Source organism: Mycobacterium sp. (genome assembly GCF_032159775.1).
Taxonomy (GTDB): domain Bacteria; phylum Actinomycetota; class Actinomycetes; order Mycobacteriales; family Mycobacteriaceae; genus Mycobacterium.
In genome coordinates, this window is record NZ_JAVHWK010000166.1 from 19,994 (window position 1) to 36,847 (window position 16,854).

Below are 16,854 nucleotides of genomic sequence, written 5' to 3' on the forward strand. Positions count from 1 at the left end.
ATGACAGTGACAGATTTGCAACAGCTGGCCGAGCAAGGTGCTGCCGAACTCGAGGGCGCCAGCGCGGACGAGCTTCTGCGTTGGACCGACGAGCACTTCGGCGGCGAGGGCGGAGCCGGCCTGCCGGCGACATCGGGATATGTCGTGGCGTCGAACATGCAGGACGCGGCACTGGTGTCGATGGCCGCCAAGGTGCGACCCGGCGTCGACGTGTTGTTCCTGGATACCGGCTACCACTTCGTGGAGACCATCGGCACCCGTGACGCCGTCGAGGCCGTGTACGACGTCAACATCGTCAATGTCACTGCCGAGAACAGCGTCGCCAAGCAGGACCAGTTGTTCGGCAAGGACCTTTTCGCCCGCGAGCCGAACGAATGCTGCCGGATGCGCAAGGTCGAACCGCTCGGCAGGGCGCTGCAGGGATATTCGGCGTGGGTCACCGGGATCCGCCGCGTCGAGGCACCCACGCGTGCCAACGCGCCATTGATCAGCTGGGACAAGGCCTTCAATCTGGTGAAGATCAACCCGATCGCGGCATGGACGGATGAGGACCTGCAGGCCTACATCGACGCCAACGACATCTTGGTCAACCCCCTTGTCTTCGAGGGATATCCGTCCATCGGATGCGCGCCGTGCACGTCCAGGCCTGCCGACGGCGCCGACCCGCGCAGCGGCCGCTGGGCCGGTTCGGCGAAGACGGAATGCGGGCTGCACGCTTCGTGACTCTCGTCCTGACGGCGCACGGTAGCGCGGACCCGAGGTCTGCGGCATCGGCTCATGGGCTGGCACGCACCATCGGGCGGGTGCGCCCCGACGTTGACGTGCGGGTTGCCTTCTGCGAACAGAACTCCCCCAACCTTCGCGATGTGCTGGCATCGTCCGATCCTGATTCCGTCGTGGTGCCGCTGTTGCTCGCCGACGCGTACCACGCCCGGGTCGACATTCCCGCGATGATCGACGAGTCGGGTTCCGGTGCGCGGCAGGCCGACGTGCTCGGTGAGGACGACCGACTGGTTGCGGTGCTGCATCAGCGGCTGGCGCACGCAGGCGTGTCCAGGCTCGACCACGGTGTCGGTGTTCTCGTCACCGCCGTGGGTTCTTCACGCCCGCATGCTAATTCGCGCACCGCATCGGTCGCCGACCATCTCGCCGCACACACAAGCTGGATGACCACGACCGCCTTCGCCACCGGACCACACCCGACTCTTGCCGAAGCCGCGGAACAGCTCCGGGACCGCGGTGCCACCAGGCTGGTCATCGCGCCTTGGTTCCTCGCCCACGGACGGATCACCGATCGTGTGGCGGATTATGCACGCGCGCATGGGATTTCGATGGCTGAACCGCTGGGGCCGCACCGCCTGGTGGCGGAAACAGTGCTCGATCGTTTCGACGAAGTGATCGCCAGCCGCGTCGCAGCGTAGTCAGGATCGTCGAGTGTGCGTTTGCACGCGAACTCGGCGTGTTCCGGACCAAACCGCATTCTCGGAGTCCGACCGTCTAGCGCGGATTCTTCTCCCCGGCCTCAACGGCAACCGGTAGCCGGTTCTCTGCAGGTGCGACCGGGCACGTCGCGTAGTCGGTGAAAGCACAGGGCAGGTTCGAGGCTCTGTTGAAGTCGAGCGTCACCACCCCATCGGCCGCGGATCCTGGCAGCGCCAGGGAGCGGCACGCGCCGTAGGTGGTCACGCCGCTGGTGGCGTCGGTGAACAGCAGGCCGAGTCCGTCACCACGGCCCTTGAACGCCACAAGCTTCAGCGCGACCCCGGCCAACTCGAAATCGATCTCCCCCAGCGCGGTGTGGTGGTGCTCGAGGCCATCCACGACCGCACCGGTGGTGACGGTGCGTGGCTGCTCGTAGGGCGTGAACCGGCCCGTCACGACCCAGTCCTCACTCGGCGGATATGTGGGAATGCCGCTGTAGGCCTTCAGATGCGGTGATTCCGGGTCGTGAACCCGCAAGGCCACCGAACCGGTTCGGCGTATCACTTCGATACGGCGATCTCCATCGGCGACGAGCAATCCGGGCGCCCCTTCAACCGGTTCGAGCCGCTGCGTCCCCTCGACGCCTTCGACGTATACGGCGTCGGCGTCCGCGCGCCACGCTCCGGGCAGATCGGCCACAGTCTCACGTTCATCTGTCAGCCAGTACAGTCCGGTCAGGCTGACCCATCCGAGGGGATCGCCGAAGTAACGCTCGCGCTCGCGATGCCACACATCCCACTCCGCCTCGAATGTGGACTGCGCAGTGTCTTCGGTAGTCGTCATACCATCCGGTATACGCAGCCCCTTGGACTCGCGGACGCGCGCGACAATAAATTCGCGCTGAGCCTAGGTATATACCAGGCAATTGCCAGCCGGTACCAATATCGGGGTGACCACCGCGCTGTCTGACGACTCCTGCTGTCGCTGAACCAGTCTCCGCCTCCGCTCAGCTAGAGAAAGTCGCTCACAGTGTCCGTGTTCGTAGATATCGCCCCCGACGAGTCGCGCGCCGATTCGCCGAAAGTCAATGCACCCGCAAACAAATGGCAGGGCAGGCTCACCCGCGCCACCCTGCCGGCGCTGTCGTTGATCGTCTTCTTCGTCGTGTGGCAGATCGCCGCGGCGAGTGGCATCTGGAATCAGACGTTCGTGCCCTATCCGGGCACGGTGTGGCGCGCCTTCCTTGACGTCTCGACGACACACGACGGAACCCGCGGCTACGCGGGCTACCTGCTGTGAGAACACCTCTACATGACCCTTCGCCGCGTCCTCGCAGGCGTCGTCATCGGCGTCGTGCTCGGCGTGCTGCTCGGCCTCGTCATGGGCTCGGTGAGCTGGGTGCGCAGCGTGCTCGAACCGTGGCTGACATTTCTGCGTGCGTTGCCGCCACTGGCCTACTTCTACCTGCTGGTGATCTGGCTCGGTATTGACGAGGCTCCGAAGATCACGCTGTTGGCGCTTGCGGCTCTGCCGCCCGCGGCGGTCGCGACCACCGCCGCCGTCGTCGCCGCACCCGTCGGACTTCAGGAGGCGGCCCGCGCGCTCGGCGCCTGGCGCGGCGAGGTGATTCGTGACGTCGTCGTGCCGTCGGCCCTGCCCGAAACATTCACCGGCATCCGGCTCGCGGTCGGCATGGCGTACTCCTCGGTGGTAGCCGCCGAACTGTTCAACGGCATCCCCGGTATCGGCGGCCTGGTCAAGGACGCCAGCAACTACAACAACACCCCAGTCGTACTGGTCGGCATCTTCGCCATCGGAATATCCGGCCTGGTCATCGACGGTCTGCTTCGCGCCATCGAACGGCGTGCTGTCCCCTGGAGAGGAAAAATCTGATGAAACTCAGCGGAGCCGCTTCGGCGGCGACACTGCGACGCGCTCTTGTCGCGGCGCTTGCTGCGACCACGTTGGTGTTGGCCGGATGCTCGGTGAACCAGCCGGGTCAACAGGCCGACAGGCCGACGATCCGGGTCGGATATCAGACGTTCCCCAGCGGGGATCTGATCGTCAAGAACAACAAGTGGCTGGAAGAGGCGCTGCCGGACTACAACATCAAGTGGGTCAAGTTCGACTCCGGCGCCGACGTCAACACCGCGTTCATCGCCAAGGAACTCGATTTCGGCGCGCTGGGCTCCAGCCCGGTGGCACGCGGGCTGTCGGCACCGCTGAACATCCCGTACAAGGTCGCTTTCGTGCTCGACGTCGCCGGCGACAATGAGGCGTTGGTGGTTCGTAACGGCTCCAACATCAACTCGGTCCCCGAGTTGAAGGGCAAGCGCATCGCCACCCCCTTCGCCTCGACGGCGCACTACAGCCTGCTCGCCGCGCTGTCTCAGAACAAGCTGTCCCCCAGCGATGTTCAGTTGGTCGACCTCCAGCCGCAGGCGATTCTCGCGGCGTGGGACCGCGGTGACATCGACGCCGCCTACACCTGGCTGCCGACGCTGGACGATCTACGCAAGTCCGGCAAGGACCTGATCACCAGCCGCCAGCTGGCCCGAGACGGCAAGCCGACGCTCGACCTGGCCGCGGTGGCCGACGATTTTGCGTCCGCCCATCCCGAGGTCGTCGACATCTGGCGTCAGCAGGAAGCAAGGGCGCTCACGACGATCAAGGATGAGCCCGACGCCGCGGCCAAGGCGATCGCCGCCGAGATCGGGCTGACGCCTGAGGAAACCGCGGGGCAGCTGAAGCAAGGCGTCTACCTGACACCCGAAGAGGTTGCATCGCCCGAATGGCTTGGCTCCGAGGGCAACCCGGGGAACATCGCGGTCAACCTGCAGAGCGCTTCTCAATTCCTCGCCGAACAGAAGCAGATCCCTTCGGCGGCGCCGCTGGCCACGTTCCAGAAGGCCATCTACACCAAGGGACTTCCCGGTGTCCTCAGTCAGTGATCTGGAAGTAGCGCCACGTCAACGGGATAACGGCGGCGTCCGGATCGCCGATGTGTCGCACCGGTACGGCAAGGGCAACAACGAGGTCACCGCGCTCGGCCCGGTCGACCTGACCGTCGAGCCAGGCTCCTTCCTGGTTCTGGTCGGCGCATCCGGCTGCGGTAAGAGCACGCTGCTGCGGCTGTTGGCCGGGTTCGAGGCGCCCAGCGAGGGTTCGGTGCAGATATCCGGTGCCGCTCCGACGCCGGGCGTGACGGCGGGTGTGGTGTTCCAGCAGCCGCGCCTCTTCCCGTGGCGGTCCGTCGGTGGAAACGTCGACCTGGCCCTGAAATACGCGAAGGTGCCGCGGGAGCGGCGCGCCGAACGGCGGGCCCAGCTGCTGGAACGCGTCGGCCTCGAAGGCACCGCCGATCGCAAGATCTGGGAGATCAGCGGTGGGCAGCAACAACGCGTCGCGATCGCGCGGGCACTGGCCGCAGAGACACCGCTTTTCCTGCTCGACGAACCGTTCGCAGCACTCGACGCGCTGACGCGGGAACGGCTTCAGGAGGACGTCCGTCAAGTCAGCGCCGAGTCCGGTCGCACCACGGTATTCGTGACGCACAGCGCCGACGAGGCCGCATTCCTCGGCTCTCGAATCGTGGTGCTGACCAGGCGACCCGGACAGGTGGCGCTCGACCTTTCGGTCAATCTGCCACGCGGAAGGGTCGATGCTGACGAGCTTCGCCGCTCACCCGAGTACGCCGAGCTGCGCACCGAGGTCGGACGCGCCGTGAAAGCAGCTGCCGCCTAGTAAGACTCACGATGACTTCAGATGTTCTCTTGTACCGCCGTGCAGTTCTACGGTACCCGTAACCTGCCGACTCTCCATTGAAGGATGGTTCGCCCATGTCCGAAATCATCGCCGCCCCTGATGCTTTGAGTGAAGAGCCGCCCGGGCCTGTACGCAGACTGCGCGGCAACCTGGGCGTGGCCTCGATCGTGTTCATGGTGGTGGCCGCCGCCGCGCCGCTCGGCGTGATCGGCGGGGTCGTCCCGCTCGGCATCGCCGCGGGCAACGGCGCCGGCTTCCCGGCCACATTCGTCGTCTCCACGGTCATCTTGCTGTTCTTCGCAGTCGGATTCACTGCCTTGACACCGTATGTGGAGGACGCAGGGGCGTTCTTCTCATACGTCCGAACATCGCTGGGATTTTCTGCCGGCATCGGCATCGCGTTCGTCGCGCTGATCAGCTACGTGGCGATCGAGGCGGGTGTCTATGGTCTGCTCGGTCCGGCGGGCGGAGTGATCGTCGAGCTTTTCGGGGGACCGGCTCTGCCCTGGTGGGTGTTCGCAGCGGTGGCGTTCGCCGTCACCACGTTCGTGGGCTACCGCAACATCGAGTTGTCCAGCCGGGTGTTGGCGATTCTTCTTAGTGCCGAGATAGCGATCGTCGTGGTGCTTGACGCGGTCATTGTCTTTCAGGGCGGTGATCACGGGCTGTCGAGCGGCATCGTCAACCCGAGCGCCATTTTGTCCGGCTCCCTGGGTATCGGCCTCCTGTTCGCGCTGATCAGCTACGTCGGATTCGAGGCCACCGCGATCTTCCGTGATGAAGCAAAGACGCCGGAACGCACTATTCCGCGCGCCACCTACATCGCCCTCATCCTGATCGGCGTGTTTTACGCGGTGACCAGCTGGGCTCTGATATCGGGATGGGGCGATCAGGAAGCGGTAACTCGGGCAACGGATTCCGGCGCCACCTTCCTCGCCGACACCGCTCAGCGCTACATCGGTGTCGTCGGCACCGACATCATCACGGTGCTCTACTTCACCAGCCTGTTCGCCTGCATCCTGTCGTTCCACAACGTGGCATCGCGGTACATCTTCGCCCTCTCACAGCGCAACGTGCTTCCTGAGTCGTTGAGCCGCGCGCACGACCGGCACGGTTCGCCGCATCAGGCGTCTCTGTGGATCTCCGCTGTGGTCGCGGTCAGCGTCATCGCCGCTGTGGTGTTCAACCTCGACCCTGCCGCGCAGTTCTACACCTGGTTCGCAGGCGCTACCACGGTCGGGTTCGTCGTCCTTCTGATCGCCACATCGGTGGCGGTCTTGGTGTACTTCGCCCGCGACCGTCGCGGCTACTCGCAGTGGCGGGTGCGTATCGCGCCCGCCCTGGGACTGCTCGGGTTGGTCATCGGGCTGGTGCTGATCGTCCTCAATCTGAAGGACCTGGTGGGCGGTTCCACGATCCTGGGCTGGGCCATCGTCGGCCTGCTGGTCGTAGCCTTCATCGCAGGTGTCGTCGTGGGCACCCGGGTCGGCGACAAAAAGGTGGCCGCCCCGTGACACACACCGTCGATTCGACGTCGACGGAGCGCGGTGTGCTGTCGGCTGCCGAGCAGGAGTTGCGCGACGGGCTCGATGACGGTTCACTGGCCGAGATCGAGATCGCGTGGAGTGACCCGTTCGGGCACGCCCAGGGCAAGCGAATCCCGGCCGCGCAATTTCTCAACCGTGCCCTCGGCACCGGATTCGCCTTCTGCGAGGCATCTTTGGCCTGGGACACCGCCGGTACGGTGATCGACTCGCTGCGGCTGACCAACTGGAGCGGCGGGTATCCCGACGTCTATGCGGTTCCGGACTTCTCGACGTACAAGCCGTTACCGTGGCGGCCCCGCGTCGGCCATGTCATTTCCGACATCGTTGCGCACGACCGCAGCCCGTCGCTCCTCGATCCCCGCGGCGTCCTCAAAAAGGTTCTAGCACGGCTTGCCAGACTGGGTTTCACCGCCAAGATCGGCGTCGAGTTCGAGCTGTATCTTCTCAACCCGGACGGCTCGGCATACCAGGACGACATCCACGCCTACTCACTCGAGAACGCCAACGCACTCGATCCGATACTCACCGATCTCTACGAAGTGTTGAGCGCGTTCACGCGGTTGGAGGGCATCCAGAGCGAGTACGGTCCAGGACAGATCGAGACGAATCTCGTCTATACCGATGCTCTGGCCGCCGCCGACGATGCGGCCCGGCTGAAATACGCGACCAAGGATGTCGCGCGCAAACACGGCAAGATCGCCAGCTTCATGCCCAAACCCTTCACCGATCATTCGGGAAGCTCGCAGCATGTGCATATTTCGCTGTGGCGCGGTGACGAACCTGCCTTCGCCCCCGACAACGGCGGCGAGAACGAGCTGGCCCTGCATGCCATCGCGGGTCTGCTCGAACACCTACCGTCGATCACACTGTTCGGCGCGCATTCGGTCAACGCGTACAGACGGTTCACTCCGGACTCGTTCGCGCCTGCCACCGTGACGTGGAGCCGCGACAACCGCAGTGCCGCTGTGCGATCGCTGATCGAGCCCGACCCATCCGCCACCCGGATCGAGTTGCGCAGCGGTGCCTCCGACGCGAACCCGTACTGGTTGATCGCGTCGGCTCTGGCTGCGGTCATCGCAGGTCTGGAAGCCAAACGCAATGCGCCGCCCGCTATTGGCGGGAACCTCTACACCGAAGGCATTCCACTACCTGAATCACTCGGTGTGGCAATCGAACTAGCCACTCGCGATGACACCATCCTCGAAATATTGGGCGCTGACTCGGTGCTCGACTTCGCCACCTTGGCCCGCAGCGAGTGGACAGAGTTCTCCAACGAAGTCAGCGACTGGGAACGCAGGCGCTATCTGAGCACCTCGTGACCGCTGTGCGGTTCGGGGTGTGGGCGCCGGTTTACGGTAATCACGGCGCACGGAGTCATCCGCACGACGTACCCGACGCGAGCTACCGACGCACCCGCGATCTGCTGTTACGCGCGGAGCGGGCCGGTTTTGATTCAACCCTGCTGGCCGAGCACGTCATTCACCCCAGCAACACCGAGGACGACGTACTCGAGACATGGTCGACGATAGCGGCGCTGGCGGAGGCCACCTCGCGCATCGAGCTGATCGGTGCGGTAAAGCCATTGCTGTTCAACCCGTTGGTCTTCGCGAAGATCGCAGCCAACATCGCCGACATTGCCGACGGACGGCTCGCGGTCAACCTTGTCACGGGATGGTTCCTGCCCGAGCTTGAAGGGTTGGGACTGGATCCCCTCGATCACGATGACCGCTACGCCTACTCACGGGAATGGATCGGTATCGTCACCGAGCTGTGGACGGGCAAGCAGGTTCCGATCGGTGATCGCGGTGGCCACCCCGCGCTGATTCGACCGGTGCCCACCAATCCCCCGTTGTTGTATGTCGGCGGCGAGTCCGAGCCTGGTCGCGCACTGGCCGCCGACACCGCGGACGTGTTCTTCATCAACGGCCGCCCCTACGCCGATACCGTCGAAGTCATCGAGGATTTGCGTGACCGGCCGCGGGCAGGCGCACCACTGCGATTCGGCCTCTCCGCGTTCGTCATCGCCCGGGACACCGAGGCCGAGGCAACCGCAGAGCTGGCCTACCTGCAGTCGCTGTCGGACGCCGAAAGCCGACCCGAGATCGCCGGCGGCACCGATCCGAAAACCCAAATGTACAAGGTGTTGTCGGACACCAAACGCATCGGCTCCAACGGCGGCACCCTAGCCGGATTGGTCGGCAGCTACGAGCAGGTGACCGAACGGATTGAGGCCTACCACGATGCCGGAGTCGAGCTGTTCATGCTTCAGTTCCAGCCCATCGAGTCGGAGCTCGACCGGTTCGCGGACAAGATCATCCCCCAATTCCGATAACGCCGGGAGCAGATATGCCTGTCACACGCAACGCAGTCGCCGCGCGAAAGCCGTTCTCCGACGGACCACTCGGCGGAACCGTCGGCGAGAGACTCGCGCGGCTGCCCGAGGTGGTCGCAAGGCTCCGTCGTGACGATCCTGCCGCCGAGCGCGATAGGGTTCTGCAGTACGACGCCGTCGAGGCGATCCGGCGGACAGGGGTACTCAACCTCCGAGTACCCACGGAATTCGGCGGTCCCGGCGGCACAGCCCGCGACGTACTATCGGCCGTCATCCAGATTGGCCGCGGCAGCTCGAATGTGGCACAGGCACTTCGGTCTCACTTCGGGTTCTCCGAGCGGCTGCTCAGCAACAGGGCGACGCGGCAGGAAGCGCAGGAGTGGTTCCCGCGTGTGTATGCAGGCCTCATTGTCGGCAACGCGATCACCGACGCGGCGGGCAAGGCGCCGTCGAGTGCCGACACGAAGGTGCTGCCCGACACCGATGGGGTGCTGCGGCTCAACGGCTACAAGTTCTATTCCACAGGCACGCTGTTCGCCGACGTCATCGCGGTGTCGGCACTGGACGCCCAAGGCCGTGATGTGCAAGCGATGATCCCCGCAGACCGCACCGGTGTCGAATTGTTCGACGACTGGGACGGATTCGGTCAGCGGACAACCGCCAGTGGAGGCACACGGTTCACCGATGTCGAGGTGCTCCCGCACGAGGTGATCACCGTCTCCGAGGGCAACACGCTGGGCCACGCCACCGCTTTCCTGCAGCTGTACCTGGCGTCGGTGGCGGTGGGCATCGCCTATGCCGCATTCGACGACGCCGTCGACTACGTGCGCACGAAAGCCCGTCCCGCATCGCATTCCGTCGCAAACAGCGCCGCCACCGACCCGTTCGTCCTGGAGGCCGTCGGAGAGATCTCGGCTGCGGCGACGTCAGCTGAAGCCATCGTGCTGACGGCGGCCGACGCCATCGACCGGCTCGTCGACGGGGGCCAGCAGAACGATCCCGACGCGCTCGCCGACGTCGCCGTCACCGTGGCCAGGGCGCAGCTCATCGCCGAACGGTTGACGATCTCGGCGGCAGGCCGGCTGTTCGACACCGGCGGGGCATCGGCCACCGCTCGTGCACTGAACCTGGATCGGCACTGGCGCAATGCGCGCACGATCGCCGCACACAGCCCATTGGCCTACAAGGCCTACGCGGCAGGCGACTACGCCGTCAACGGCACGTGGCCGGCCGCCAACGGCTACTTCTAGGCGACAGAAACTCAGGCCCTCGTCAGTGCTTCGTCCTCGTCGGCTTCGTCGGCCGTCGACAGCTCGGTGCCGCCGGGAAGGCTCGGCACCCGGGTGGCGCGGACGTAAACGGTGTCGCCCTCTTTGAGTCCGAGCGCCTCGGCGTCGCCGCGGGTGATCTGCGCGGTGAACGGCGTGTTGTTCGAGGCCGCTGTCAGTTCGACGCGAACCTCGAAGCCCAGCATGACGATTCGGTCGATCGTCGCCTTCAGCACACCAGTCGCCTGCACCGAGTCGTCGCTGCTTGCAATCGCCATATCGGGCTTGCGGCCAACGCGAATATCGTGCGGCCGCACCAGTGTTCCGTTGAGCGACGACACCGCCCCGAGGAACGACATCACGAACGCGTTGGCGGGTGTGTCATAGACCTGGGTCGGGGAACCGACCTGCTCGATTCGGCCCTTGTTGAGGACCGCGATCCGGTCGGCGACGTCGAGCGCCTCGGCCTGGTCGTGCGTCACAAGCACAGTGGTGACGTGGACCTCGTCGTGCAGCCTGCGCAGCCACGCCCGCAGATCCTCACGCACCTTGGCGTCCAGCGCACCGAACGGCTCATCGAGAAGTAGGACCTGCGGGTCCACCGCCAGAGCGCGGGCCAGCGCCATGCGCTGCCGCTGCCCTCCCGAGAGCTGGTTGGGATAGCGGGTCTGAAAGCCGGCCAGGCCCACCACCTCGAGGAGGTTGTCCACCTTCTCCTTGATCTCGGACTTCGGCCGCTTACGGATGCGCAGGCCGAATCCGACGTTGTCGCGAACCGTCAGATGCTTGAACGCTGCGTAGTGCTGGAAAACGAAGCCGATGCCGCGCCGCTGCGGCGGAATGTGCGTCACGTCTTCCCCGTTGATGGTGATCGTGCCCGTGTCGGGCTGATCGAGGCCGGCGATGGCGCGCAGCAACGTCGACTTACCCGATCCGCTGGGCCCGAGGAGGGCGGTCAGCGAGCCTGCAGGCACGTCGAAGTCGACGTTGTCCAGCGCGGCGAAATCGCCATAGTGCTTGTTGGCGCTCCGCACCGTGATCGCATTCGTCATATCAGCGTCTCCTCGAGGCCCTAATTGTCCGTTTTCGCGCGGCGGGCGTCCAGGACCACCTGAACGATCAGCACGATCACCGCGACGCTCATCAGCAAGGTTGAGACGGCGTAGGCGCCGTATTCGGAGCCGCGGCCGTACCGATCTGCCACCAGCAGTGTGAGGGTCTGCGACTGCCCCGGCAGGTTCGACGACACCATGATGACCGCCCCGAATTCACCGAGGGTGCGGGCGACGGTCAACACGACACCGTAGGTGAGCCCCCACCGGATCGAAGGCAGCGTGATCCGCCAGAACGTCTGCCACCACTGAGAGCCGAGCGTCGCAGCGGCCTCTTCCTGATCGGTGCCCAGTTCGTGCAATACCGGCTCGACTTCACGAATCACAAACGGGACCGTGACGAAGATGCTCGCAAGCACGATGCCGGGGAAGCCGAAGATGATCTTGAAGCCGAAGTCGTTCTCGACGAAACCGAAGATACCCGCGGTCCCCCACAACAGGATCAACGCGACGCCGACGACCACCGGCGAGACGGCGAACGGCAGATCAATGACCGCCTGTAGCAGGCTCTTGCCGCGGAACTTGTTGCGGGCCAAGACCAATGCCGTCGGCACACCGAAGAGGACGTTCAGCGGTACCACGATCGCCACGACAAGCAACGACAGCTGCAGCGCCGACACGGCGGCCGGGGTGGTGATCGACTCGAAGAACGCACCGATACCCGGGGTGAACGTACGCCAGAGGATCAACCCGACCGGCACGATCAGCAGAAGTACGAGATATGCCAGCGCGGTGTACCGAAGCAGATAGCGCACAGCGGGAGAGACGTTCACTGCGCCAACTCCTCACGCTTGGCCGCGCGCGAGCCGACGCTGCGCAGGATGAACAGCACGATGAACGAAATTGCCAGCAGAACAATCGATATCGCCGCGGCTCCGGTACGGTCGTCGTTCTCGATCAACGTCCGAATCCATTGCGACGACACCTCGGTCTCGCCGGGCACGGCGCCGCCGATCAGCACCACAGATCCGTACTCGCCGATCGCTCGGGAAAAGGCCAGTCCCGCTCCGGAAAGCAGCGACGGAAGCAGCGCAGGAATGATGACGAGGGTGAATATCGTGCGGTTGTTGGCGCCAAGCGACGCGGCGGCCTCCTCGACCTCACGGTCGAGTTCCAGCAACACCGGCTGCACCGACCGCACGACGAAGGGCAGGGTGACGAACAGCAGGGCGATCGCCACGCCCAATTTGGTGTGCTGAATGTGAATCCCGACCGGGCTGTTGGGCCCGTAGAGCGCCAGCATCACCAGGCTGGCCACAATCGTCGGCAAGGCGAACGGCAGGTCGATGATCGCGTCCACCAGTCGCTTGCCCGGAAAATCGTCCCTGGTCAGCACCCAGGCCACCAGCAGCCCGAAGACAAGGTTGATCACCGCGACCGAAAACGAGATGGTCAACGTGACCTTGAACGACTCGATGGCAGCGCGCGACGTCGCCGCGCTCCAGAACGCGTCCCAGCCACCACCGGCGGACTGCCACACGATCGCGGCGAGTGGCAGCAGCACGATCACGGACAGCCACGTCGTGGCGACCCCGACGCGAAGCGACGTACTGCCGTACCGGCTCTTGAAGAAACCGCGGGACGGCCCGGCCCCACCGTCACCGGTGAGTTCTGGCCGGGTCGCCTGCGGATCGAGCGCAGCTGTCATCCAGTCGCCTGCTTGTAGATCTTGGTGATGGTGCCGTTCTCCTTGTCGAACAACGCCGGATCTACTGCGCTCCATCCTCCCAAGTCACCGATGGTCCACAGCTTCTGCGGCGTCGGGAAGTCGTTCGCGAAATCCTCGGCGACCGACGGGTCGACGGGCCGGAAGCCCGCCTGCGCCCAGATCTTCTGTCCCTCAGGGGTGTACAGGAAGTTCTTCAGCGCGTTCGCCTGATCGAGGTGGGTGCTGGACGTGACCACCGCGACGGGGTTCTCGATCTTGAAGGTCTGCGGCGGGTTGATGTGCTGCACCGGCTTACCCTGCCGCTCGACGTTGATCGCCTCGTTCTCATAGCTGATCAGCACGTCGCCTGTGCCCTGCAGGAACACGTCGGTGGCCTCGCGCCCGGAACCCGGCCGCGTCTTGACGTGCTCGGTGACGAGCTTGGTGACGAAGTCCAGCCCCGCCTGCTCATTCTTGCCGCCATCGCTCTTGGCGGCGTACGGCGCCAACAGGTTCCACTTCGCGGAGCCGGAGCTCAGCGGGCTCGGCGTGACGACCTCGACCCCGGGCTTCAGCAGATCATCCCAGTCCTTGATGTTCTTCGGATTACCTTCGCGCACGACCAGCGAAACGACCGAACCGAACGGGATTCCCTTGGTGGCGTCGGCGTTCCAATCCTTGGCCACCTTGTCCGCCTTGACCAGCCGGGCGACGTCCGGCTCGACCGAGAAGTTGATGATGTCGGCCGGCTTGCCGTCGACGACGGCGCGAGACTGGTCACCCGAGGCACCGTAGGACGTGGTCACCGCGACGCCTTTGCCCTCTTCGGTGGCCGCAAACGCCGGAATGATCTTGCTCCAGCCCGGTTCGGGTACGGCGTAGGCGACAAGCGTCAGCGTGGTTTCTGCGCCGCCGCCCTGCTCGCCTCCACCCGCGACGTCGCTGGATCCTCCGCCGCACGCCGCGAGCACGCTCGCGGTGGTGGCGAGTGCCGCGGCGTGCAGCCAGGCTTTGCGGATGTTCATTGATGACCTTTCCTTGCAGGGAATTGACGGGAGCCCGTCACGACGGCAAGGCGAAGGATCAGCATTTCGGCACAGATGCAGCCGCTACCGACACCAAACCGCGGACGGGTATGGAATCAGCGACAACAACAGACATCAGCGACAGCCGGAAAACCAACGGCAATGAGGGCCAGGACGTGGCCGCTCTTGTTGCCGGACGCTGTCTGCATGGCGCGAAGAATAACAGAATCCCAGCTGATACTCAGATCGGGGCTTTCGCCACCGTCAACGCGTGACGAGCCACATGACGATCACCAACAGCACGAGACTGACCAGCACCAACGTCACCCGAGAGCGCGGCATCGCTATTACTCCGATTCCTCGTCCTGGTGGCGCGCCCGACGCAGCAGCCGAATCCCGTTCCCGAGCGCCCCGTCCAGCAGAATGGCGATCCCGTAGGCCAGCGCCAACACCACAGGCATGACGACCGCGGTCTGCGCGACGAAGCCGAGCCCGGACAGCCAAAGCTCAACGCCGTCCCACCAGTTGAGGAAGCCGCCCACCCGGCCAGCCTACGGTGCGGCTGTTTCCGCAGATCAAGCCGGTTGGCGGCGGCGCCGCGGCCTAAGCAGCTCCCGGCCAGCCTCCGAAGCCGAGCCAGCAAAGCCGGACACTCGCGCCGACAAGTGGACGTCGGGCAGGTTGGGAGTCGATGATGTTCCGCATGGTTCTGCAACAAAATGAAGAGGCCAAGGGGGCCACTGCCCCCGCGCCGCTCACCGTGACGGCCCCCGTGCCGTACGCGCCGAGCGGCTCGTTGCGGAACCCGTTCCCGCCGATCGCCGACTACGCGTTCCTGTCCGACTGTGAGAACACCTGCCTGATCTCGTCGGCCGGTTCGGTGGAGTGGCTGTGCGTACCGAGACCGGACTCCCCGAGCGTCTTCGGCGCCATCCTGGACCGCGGCGCCGGACACTTTCGGCTAGGGCCCTATGGCGTCTCCGTACCTGCCGCACGCCGCTACCTTCCGGGCAGCCTGATCTTGGAGACCACCTGGCAGACACACACCGGTTGGGTCATCGTGCGCGACGCGCTGGTGATGGGCCCGTGGCACGACATCGAATCGCGGTCACGTACCCACCGCCGCACCCCGATGGACTGGGATGCCGAGCACATCCTGCTGCGCACGGTGCGGTGTGTGAGCGGCACGGTCGAATTGGTGATGCAGTGCGAACCGTCGTTCGACTACCACCGCAACAGCGCCACCTGGGAGTACTCGGCGCAGGCATACGGCGAGGCGATCGCGCGAGCCACCAAGGATCCCGACTCCCACCCGACGATGCGGCTGACCACCAATCTGCGCATCGGGCTGGAGGGCCGCGAAGCGCGCGCCCGCACCAGGATGAAGGAAGGCGACAACGTCTTCGTCGCGCTCAGTTGGTCGAAACACCCTGTGCCGCAGACCTATGACGAGGCAGCCGACAAACTGTGGCAGACCAGCGAGTGCTGGCGGCAGTGGATCAACATCGGCGACTTCCCTGACCATCCGTGGCGCTCGTATCTACAGCGCAGCGCGCTCACGCTCAAAGGTCTGACGTACTCGCCGACCGGAGCGTTGCTTGCGGCGCCGACGACGTCGCTGCCGGAAACACCACAGGGCGAACGCAACTGGGACTACCGATACGCCTGGGTGCGCGACTCGACCTTCGCGCTGTGGGGTCTCTACACACTCGGCCTTGACCGCGAGGCCGACGACTTCTTCGCCTTCATCGCCGACGTGTCCGGCGCCAACAACGGTGAGCGCCACCCGCTTCAGGTGATGTACGCCGTCGGCGGCGAACGCACTCTCGTCGAAGAAGAGCTTCACCATCTTTCCGGTTACGACAATGCGCGCCCGGTGCGGATCGGCAACGGTGCCTACAACCAGATGCAGCACGACATCTGGGGCACCATGCTGGATTCGGTTTATCTGCACACGAAGTCGCGCGAGCAGATTCCCGAGAACCTGTGGCCGGTGCTCAAGCAACAGGTCGAGGAGGCGATCAAACACTGGCGCGAGCCCGACCGCGGCATCTGGGAGGTACGCGGCGAGCCGCAGCACTTCACGTCGAGCAAGATCATGTGCTGGGTGGCGCTCGATCGGGGCTCCAAACTCGCCGAACTCGAGGGTGAGAAGTCCTACGCACAGCAGTGGCGTGCGATCGCCGAGGAGATCAAGGCTGACATCCTGGCCAATGGCGTCGACTCGCGCGGCGTGCTCACCCAGCGCTACGCCGACGACGCCCTCGACGCCTCGCTGTTGCTGGCGGTGCTGACCCGCTTCCTGCCGCCCGACGATCCTCGGGTGCGGGCCACCGTGCTGGCCATCGCCGACGAACTGACCGAGGACGGGTTGGTGCTGCGTTACCGCGTGGAGGAAACCGACGACGGACTGTCCGGCGAGGAAGGCACGTTCACCATCTGTTCGTTCTGGCTGGTGTCGGCACTGGTCGAGATCGGCGAAATCCACCGCGCCAAGCATCTGTGCGAGCGGCTGCTGTCCTTCGCCAGCCCGCTGCACCTCTACGCCGAGGAGATCGAGCCGCGCACCGGACGACATCTGGGCAACTTCCCACAGGCGTTCACCCACCTAGCGCTGATCAACGCGGTCGTCCACGTCATCCGCGCCGAGGAGGAGTCCGATAGTTCCGGCGGGTTCCAGCCGGCCAACGCGCCGATGTAGCTAGCCCCGACGGGCTAGTAGGCGGCGGCGGACC

Annotated in this window: 16 protein-coding genes and 1 pseudogene; 10 read left to right on the forward strand and 7 right to left on the reverse strand. The window is 65.1% G+C overall.

What is annotated here, in order from left to right:
- Positions 1-723 carry a phosphoadenylyl-sulfate reductase gene (locus QOJ24_RS22070; RefSeq protein ID WP_526265141.1) on the forward strand — a complete coding sequence of 241 codons (723 nt, stop codon included), beginning with the start codon at positions 1-3 and terminating at the stop codon, positions 721-723.
- Positions 702-1,421, forward strand: a complete 720-nt coding sequence (locus QOJ24_RS22075; protein WP_526265143.1) for a sirohydrochlorin chelatase — start codon at positions 702-704, stop codon at positions 1,419-1,421. The genes QOJ24_RS22070 and QOJ24_RS22075 overlap by 22 nt, the downstream gene beginning before the upstream one ends.
- A gap of 76 nt (positions 1,422-1,497) precedes the next feature.
- On the opposite strand, the gene QOJ24_RS22080 is transcribed toward QOJ24_RS22075, so the two are convergent.
- Entirely contained in the window at positions 1,498-2,265 is a 768-nt protein-coding gene (locus tag QOJ24_RS22080) for a DUF1684 domain-containing protein (protein ID WP_526265145.1), read from the reverse strand.
- Positions 2,266-2,451: 186 nt separating this feature from the next.
- On the opposite strand from QOJ24_RS22080, the pseudogene QOJ24_RS22085 reads away from it, so the two are divergent.
- From QOJ24_RS22085 to QOJ24_RS22115, 7 genes and pseudogenes are all read left to right on the forward strand, one after another.
- A pseudogene (locus tag QOJ24_RS22085) lies at positions 2,452-3,315 on the forward strand (ABC transporter permease).
- Positions 3,315-4,373 carry a taurine ABC transporter substrate-binding protein gene (locus QOJ24_RS22090; RefSeq protein ID WP_526265147.1) on the forward strand — a complete coding sequence of 353 codons (1,059 nt, stop codon included), beginning with the start codon at positions 3,315-3,317 and terminating at the stop codon, positions 4,371-4,373. Before QOJ24_RS22085 ends, QOJ24_RS22090 begins: the two are co-directional and overlap by 1 nt.
- A complete protein-coding gene (locus tag QOJ24_RS22095) occupies positions 4,357-5,166 on the forward strand; it encodes an ABC transporter ATP-binding protein (RefSeq protein ID WP_526265149.1) in 810 nt (269 codons plus the stop codon). Before QOJ24_RS22090 ends, QOJ24_RS22095 begins: the two co-directional genes overlap by 17 nt.
- A 95-nt stretch (positions 5,167-5,261) precedes the next feature.
- Positions 5,262-6,701: an amino acid permease gene (locus tag QOJ24_RS22100; RefSeq protein ID WP_526265151.1), complete on the forward strand. Its 1,440-nt coding sequence runs from the start codon at positions 5,262-5,264 to the stop codon at positions 6,699-6,701.
- Positions 6,698-8,053 (forward strand): glutamine synthetase family protein, encoded by a 1,356-nt coding sequence (locus QOJ24_RS22105; RefSeq protein WP_526265153.1) that lies wholly within the window; start codon positions 6,698-6,700, stop codon positions 8,051-8,053. Before QOJ24_RS22100 ends, QOJ24_RS22105 begins: the two co-directional genes overlap by 4 nt.
- Positions 8,050-9,066 (forward strand): LLM class flavin-dependent oxidoreductase, encoded by a 1,017-nt coding sequence (locus tag QOJ24_RS22110; RefSeq protein ID WP_526265154.1) that lies wholly within the window; start codon positions 8,050-8,052, stop codon positions 9,064-9,066. Before QOJ24_RS22105 ends, QOJ24_RS22110 begins: the two co-directional genes overlap by 4 nt.
- 14 nt (positions 9,067-9,080) lie before the next feature.
- Positions 9,081-10,316 carry an acyl-CoA dehydrogenase family protein gene (locus QOJ24_RS22115; protein ID WP_526265156.1) on the forward strand — a complete coding sequence of 412 codons (1,236 nt, stop codon included), beginning with the start codon at positions 9,081-9,083 and terminating at the stop codon, positions 10,314-10,316.
- An 11-nt stretch (positions 10,317-10,327) separates the two neighbouring features.
- On the opposite strand, the gene QOJ24_RS22120 is transcribed toward QOJ24_RS22115, so the two are convergent.
- The 6 genes from QOJ24_RS22120 to QOJ24_RS22145 all read right to left on the reverse strand — a co-directional run bounded on the left by QOJ24_RS22120 (position 10,328) and on the right by QOJ24_RS22145 (position 14,661).
- Positions 10,328-11,386, reverse strand: a complete 1,059-nt coding sequence (locus QOJ24_RS22120; RefSeq protein WP_526265158.1) for a sulfate/molybdate ABC transporter ATP-binding protein — start codon at positions 11,384-11,386, stop codon at positions 10,328-10,330.
- 20 nt (positions 11,387-11,406) lie between these two features.
- On the reverse strand, positions 11,407-12,219 hold the full coding sequence (gene cysW / locus QOJ24_RS22125) for a sulfate ABC transporter permease subunit CysW (protein ID WP_526265160.1): 813 nt from the start codon (positions 12,217-12,219) through the stop codon (positions 11,407-11,409).
- On the reverse strand, positions 12,216-13,094 hold the full coding sequence (cysT, locus tag QOJ24_RS22130) for a sulfate ABC transporter permease subunit CysT (RefSeq protein WP_526265161.1): 879 nt from the start codon (positions 13,092-13,094) through the stop codon (positions 12,216-12,218). The genes cysW and cysT overlap by 4 nt, the downstream gene beginning before the upstream one ends.
- Entirely contained in the window at positions 13,091-14,119 is a 1,029-nt protein-coding gene (locus QOJ24_RS22135; protein ID WP_526265163.1) for a sulfate ABC transporter substrate-binding protein, read from the reverse strand. The genes cysT and QOJ24_RS22135 overlap by 4 nt, the downstream gene beginning before the upstream one ends.
- Before the next feature lie 116 nt (positions 14,120-14,235).
- A complete protein-coding gene (locus tag QOJ24_RS22140; RefSeq protein ID WP_526265164.1) occupies positions 14,236-14,328 on the reverse strand; it encodes an Ms4533A family Cys-rich leader peptide in 93 nt (30 codons plus the stop codon).
- A gap of 138 nt (positions 14,329-14,466) precedes the next feature.
- Positions 14,467-14,661, reverse strand: a complete 195-nt coding sequence (locus QOJ24_RS22145) for a hypothetical protein (protein WP_526265166.1) — start codon at positions 14,659-14,661, stop codon at positions 14,467-14,469.
- 161 nt (positions 14,662-14,822) lie between these two features.
- Between QOJ24_RS22145 and QOJ24_RS22150 the strand changes: the two genes are divergently transcribed.
- Positions 14,823-16,820 (forward strand): glycoside hydrolase family 15 protein, encoded by a 1,998-nt coding sequence (locus tag QOJ24_RS22150; protein WP_526265168.1) that lies wholly within the window; start codon positions 14,823-14,825, stop codon positions 16,818-16,820.
- The last annotated feature ends 34 nt before the right edge of the window (positions 16,821-16,854 follow it).

Coding starts and splice junctions, on each gene's coding strand:
- QOJ24_RS22070 (WP_526265141.1), top strand. CDS start 1: ATGACAGTGACAGATTTGCAACAGCTGGCCGAGCAAGGTGCTGCCGAA.
- QOJ24_RS22075 (WP_526265143.1), top strand. CDS start 702: ATGCGGGCTGCACGCTTCGTGACTCTCGTCCTGACGGCGCACGGTAGC.
- QOJ24_RS22080 (WP_526265145.1), bottom strand. CDS start 2,265: ATGACGACTACCGAAGACACTGCGCAGTCCACATTCGAGGCGGAGTGG.
- QOJ24_RS22090 (WP_526265147.1), top strand. CDS start 3,315: ATGAAACTCAGCGGAGCCGCTTCGGCGGCGACACTGCGACGCGCTCTT.
- QOJ24_RS22100 (WP_526265151.1), top strand. CDS start 5,262: ATGTCCGAAATCATCGCCGCCCCTGATGCTTTGAGTGAAGAGCCGCCC.
- QOJ24_RS22115 (WP_526265156.1), top strand. CDS start 9,081: ATGCCTGTCACACGCAACGCAGTCGCCGCGCGAAAGCCGTTCTCCGAC.
- QOJ24_RS22120 (WP_526265158.1), bottom strand. CDS start 11,386: ATGACGAATGCGATCACGGTGCGGAGCGCCAACAAGCACTATGGCGAT.
- cysT (WP_526265161.1), bottom strand. CDS start 13,094: ATGACAGCTGCGCTCGATCCGCAGGCGACCCGGCCAGAACTCACCGGT.
- QOJ24_RS22135 (WP_526265163.1), bottom strand. CDS start 14,119: ATGAACATCCGCAAAGCCTGGCTGCACGCCGCGGCACTCGCCACCACC.
- QOJ24_RS22140 (WP_526265164.1), bottom strand. CDS start 14,328: ATGCAGACAGCGTCCGGCAACAAGAGCGGCCACGTCCTGGCCCTCATT.
- QOJ24_RS22150 (WP_526265168.1), top strand. CDS start 14,823: ATGGTTCTGCAACAAAATGAAGAGGCCAAGGGGGCCACTGCCCCCGCG.